The organism is Nosocomiicoccus massiliensis (assembly GCF_000438455.1).
Lineage (GTDB): Bacteria > Bacillota > Bacilli > Staphylococcales > Salinicoccaceae > Nosocomiicoccus > Nosocomiicoccus massiliensis.
Window position 1 is genome coordinate 1 of the sequence record NZ_CAVG010000085.1, and the last position, 3,843, is coordinate 3,843.

Annotated in this window: 4 protein-coding genes; 1 reads left to right on the forward strand and 3 read right to left on the reverse strand. The window is 34.9% G+C overall.

Annotated features, from left to right (window positions below; all coding sequences use genetic code 11):
- Positions 1-337 (forward strand): hypothetical protein (locus TJ68_RS08500; RefSeq protein WP_040928834.1); only part of this gene is annotated, 337 nt, incomplete at its 5' end.
- A 306-nt stretch (positions 338-643) separates the two neighbouring features.
- On the opposite strand, the gene TJ68_RS03790 is transcribed toward TJ68_RS08500, so the two are convergent.
- The 3 genes from TJ68_RS03790 to TJ68_RS03800 all read right to left on the reverse strand — a co-directional run.
- Positions 644-1,963: a GntP family permease gene (locus TJ68_RS03790; protein ID WP_040928835.1), complete on the reverse strand. Its 1,320-nt coding sequence runs from the start codon at positions 1,961-1,963 to the stop codon at positions 644-646.
- Between the two features lie 35 nt (positions 1,964-1,998).
- Entirely contained in the window at positions 1,999-3,279 is a 1,281-nt protein-coding gene (gene hisD / locus TJ68_RS03795) for a histidinol dehydrogenase (RefSeq protein ID WP_040928836.1), read from the reverse strand.
- A gap of 68 nt (positions 3,280-3,347) precedes the next feature.
- Positions 3,348-3,843 (reverse strand): substrate-binding domain-containing protein (locus TJ68_RS03800; protein WP_162138452.1); only part of this gene is annotated, 496 nt, incomplete at its 5' end.

The following is a 3,843-nucleotide window of genomic DNA, read 5'->3' on the forward strand; positions in this document are numbered from 1 at the left end:
CAATTCTTTTGTATCCGCTTCCTCTAATTATGAAAAAAATTATGATGAAATGCATTATAATACCAACAGTGAAGTGGAGCAAAATTCTGCATCTGCTGTAGCTATTTTTGTCGGTGGTGTGTTAGTAGGTTATTTAGTTGATGGTGTTATAGAATATACTACTGGACACAATGCATCATATTGGGTTGCAAATGGATTAGAGTGGGTAGAAAAAGCTCTTGTTGGTACCACTTATCCACCTGGCTACTATATCATCGTTACAAAAGAAGGTAATATGAGCGTCTGTGATTCATCAGGTAACTGTCAAATTAATGCAAATAATTTAAGTAAATTATGAGGAGTTGATTTATAATGAAAAACTCGAAGTACCTCGGTATATTCTTACTCGGTTTTCTCGTTGCATTTATTTTAATTTACTTGTTTGGAAACCCTTTAACTTAGAATAGGAGTTTATGATTGAATTCACGAAAGTTTTTTATCAAATTAAAAGTCCTTCTCACTTCATAACTATTGAGAGATAATCTCAAAATATTATGACTTGTGAAGGACTTTTTATATTTCATTGTTCTTCTCAAAATTATACTAGCAATTGCGAAGTTACTACGATTAGAGAATTAATGCATGTTTTTGACTAAAAAGTATTTTACATACCTATACCAAATGAAAATAGTACTAAAGCTAATAATACACCTAAAATTGGAACTAAAACTGTCATAGCCCCAAAAGCAGGGTACGCATCTTTATGTGTCTCACCTGCAATAGATCTAATAGTAGTTACTGCATAACCACCATGAGGTAATGAATCTAGAGTACCGGAAGAGAGTGCGACCGTTCTGTGTAATGCCTCAGCGTTAACTCCCATATCTAAATAATGAGGTCCTAATATAGGTAGAGCAATCGTTTGCCCACCAGATGATGAGCCAGTTAATCCTGCTATTATCATTATTGCAAATGCTCCTCCGATTAATGGATTCCCCGGCAGATCAGTTAAAGCAGTGACCGCTTTGTCAAAGGCGGGAGTAATTTTCGCAACACCACCAAATCCTACTACAGCTGCTGTATTACCTATAGCGATAATAGCACCCTCGGTACCTTCACCAACAGCTGTCCAAAAATCTCTAAAGTACTTCCTGTTTAATAACCATGTAAATAAAATACCACTTGTTAGAGCTAATATTAATGCATACTGTTCAAATCTTTCATGAAATATGTATGAAACTATTAAAACAGATAGCAATGGTATAACACTTAAAATAGGGTTAGGTAGATGACTTCTTTCTTCTCTATGATCTGTTTCTCTTTCAATAAAAAACTCACCTTTTGAAACTGCTCTTTTAATCATCCACATTAACCAAAGATATCCAATAATCATCATAAATACTGCTACTATAAGACTAACTTGCCAAGCAGCATATGGGGATGTGTTTAAATACGGTATAGGAATCCAATTTTGAATTTCAGGAGATCCTGCAGATGTCATTGTAAATGTTGTTGACCCAAATGCTAAAGCTGCGGGTATAAATCTACGTGGAAAATTAGCTTCTTTAAATAAACTAACTGCCATTGGATATACTGCAAATGCAACAACAAACAAACTAACTCCACCATAAGTCAAAATAGCACATGCTATTATAATTGCAAGTACAGCTTTCTCTCTTCCTAGTTTAGATAATATCCATTCTGATACACTATCAGCAGCACCACTGTCCTCCATTACTTTTCCGAATATAGCTCCAGCTAAAAACATTAAATACCAAGAAGTAATGAAACCTGCAAATCCATTCATATATCCAGTGACAAAATCAACTTCTTCATTTATGGTCATTTGTGGGAAAAGAGGGACACCATTTAATAATGCTACAAAAAGAGCTGATAATGGTGCAACTACCAATAGGTTCATCCCTCTCATTACCAAAATAGTTAAGAGAATTAAACCTCCCACTAAACCTATCATACCTATCATAATAACCCTCCCTAAAAATGATACTAGTTCTTCATTTAGTTAGTTCCATACTTTCTAACTCTTAATTTTGCCTGTTCAGCATGGCCTGCAAAATTTTCTAACTCACAAAGTCTTGCTGCATACTCACCAATTAGTGCACTTTGTTCATCTGATTCAATACGTTGGTATGTTACTGTTTTTATAAATTTACCAACCCATAATCCACCTGTATACCTAGCAGCACCCTTTGTAGGAAGGGTATGATTTGTTCCAATTACTTTGTCACCATATGCGACGTTTGTTTCTGGACCTAGGAATAATGCCCCATAATTCGTCATATTTTCTAAGAATAGGTTTGGATCTTTTGTTAAAACCTCAACATGTTCAAATGCTAATTTATCTGCTTCCTTTATTGCTTCGTCATAGCTATCTACAATTATCACTTGTCCGTAATTTCTCCAAGAAACACTCGCCACTTCTGCTGTTGGTAATGATCCCAATTGTCTTTCTATTTCATCCATTGCTTGGCGTGCAATTTCTTCACTTGTCGAAATAATAGCCCCCGGTGACGTTGGTCCATGCTCTGCTTGCCCTAGAATATCTGTCGCAATCATTTCTGGATCACTTGTTTCATCTGCTATTACTAATGTTTCAGTTGGTCCAGCTAATAAATCTATTCCTACTCTTCCAAATAGTTGTCTTTTAGATTCTGCTACAAATGCATTACCAGGCCCAACTATCATGTCAACTGACTCAATACTTTCAGTTCCTATAGCCATTGCCCCCATAGCTTGAATACCACCTAAAATATAAATCTCATCCGCACCCGCTTCGGCCATAGCATAGACTGTAGCCTTAGGTATTTCACCATTTATCGGAGGTGTGCATGCAATCACTCTTTTTACACCCGCAACTTTTGCTGTTAACACGCTCATATGTGCTGACGCAACCATAGGATATCTCCCACCAGGGATGTAACATCCTACACTATTAACAGGTATGTTTTTATGACCGAGAAACACACCTGGCATAACCTCAACCTCAATGTCATTTAAAGATTCTAATTGAGCTTTTGCAAACTTTCTAATATTATCTTGTGCAAATTTAATGTCTTCTTTAGTTTGATCAGATATTTCTCTTTTGATTTGTTCAATCTGGTCTTCACTTAATCTAAAAGATTTCGGTTTCCAACCATCAAATTTTTCAGACAATTCTTTGACTGCTTCATCTCCTCTTAGTTCAATGTCTGCTAGAGTAGCTTCTACGATAGCGCTTACTTTTTTGTCCTCTTCTTTAATACTTTCTTGCTTCATTCCTTCTTTAATAATCTTAGCCATGATTTTCTCCCTTCTTTGCATACGTATGCAATTAAAAATAAATAAAATATATTATATTAATGAATATATTATAAACCGCTTTCATCGTCAAGAGTTTTATGAGTTGTTCTTCTAAGTACTAACTTTCCACGAACAGTAACCTTTTGTGGACTGGTATACATTGAGTTATGTTTTAATATCTCTATCGTTTTTTCAATCATTTCATCAATAGGCTGCTCCCAAGTGGTTAGATCATTAGATTCCCAATCAGACATTTTGATATTGTCATAACCAATTACTATTGTTTCTTCAGGCACTTTAACTCTATATTTCTTTAGTGCATCTAAGGCTGCAAGTGCCATGATATCATTGGCCGCGAATATAGCTTTTGGCTTGATTTTTTTAATCATCAACTCTTCTACTTCTCTGAACGTTTTTTCATAGCAAAACTCACCACAAATAATTTTTATATCTATGCCCTGTCTTTTTAAATAATTTCCAAAAAATTCTTTCCTTTCCTTATTTGTTGATGTGTTTTCTATGCCTGAAATATAATAAATATCAGTTTTAATCTTATGTTGCAAT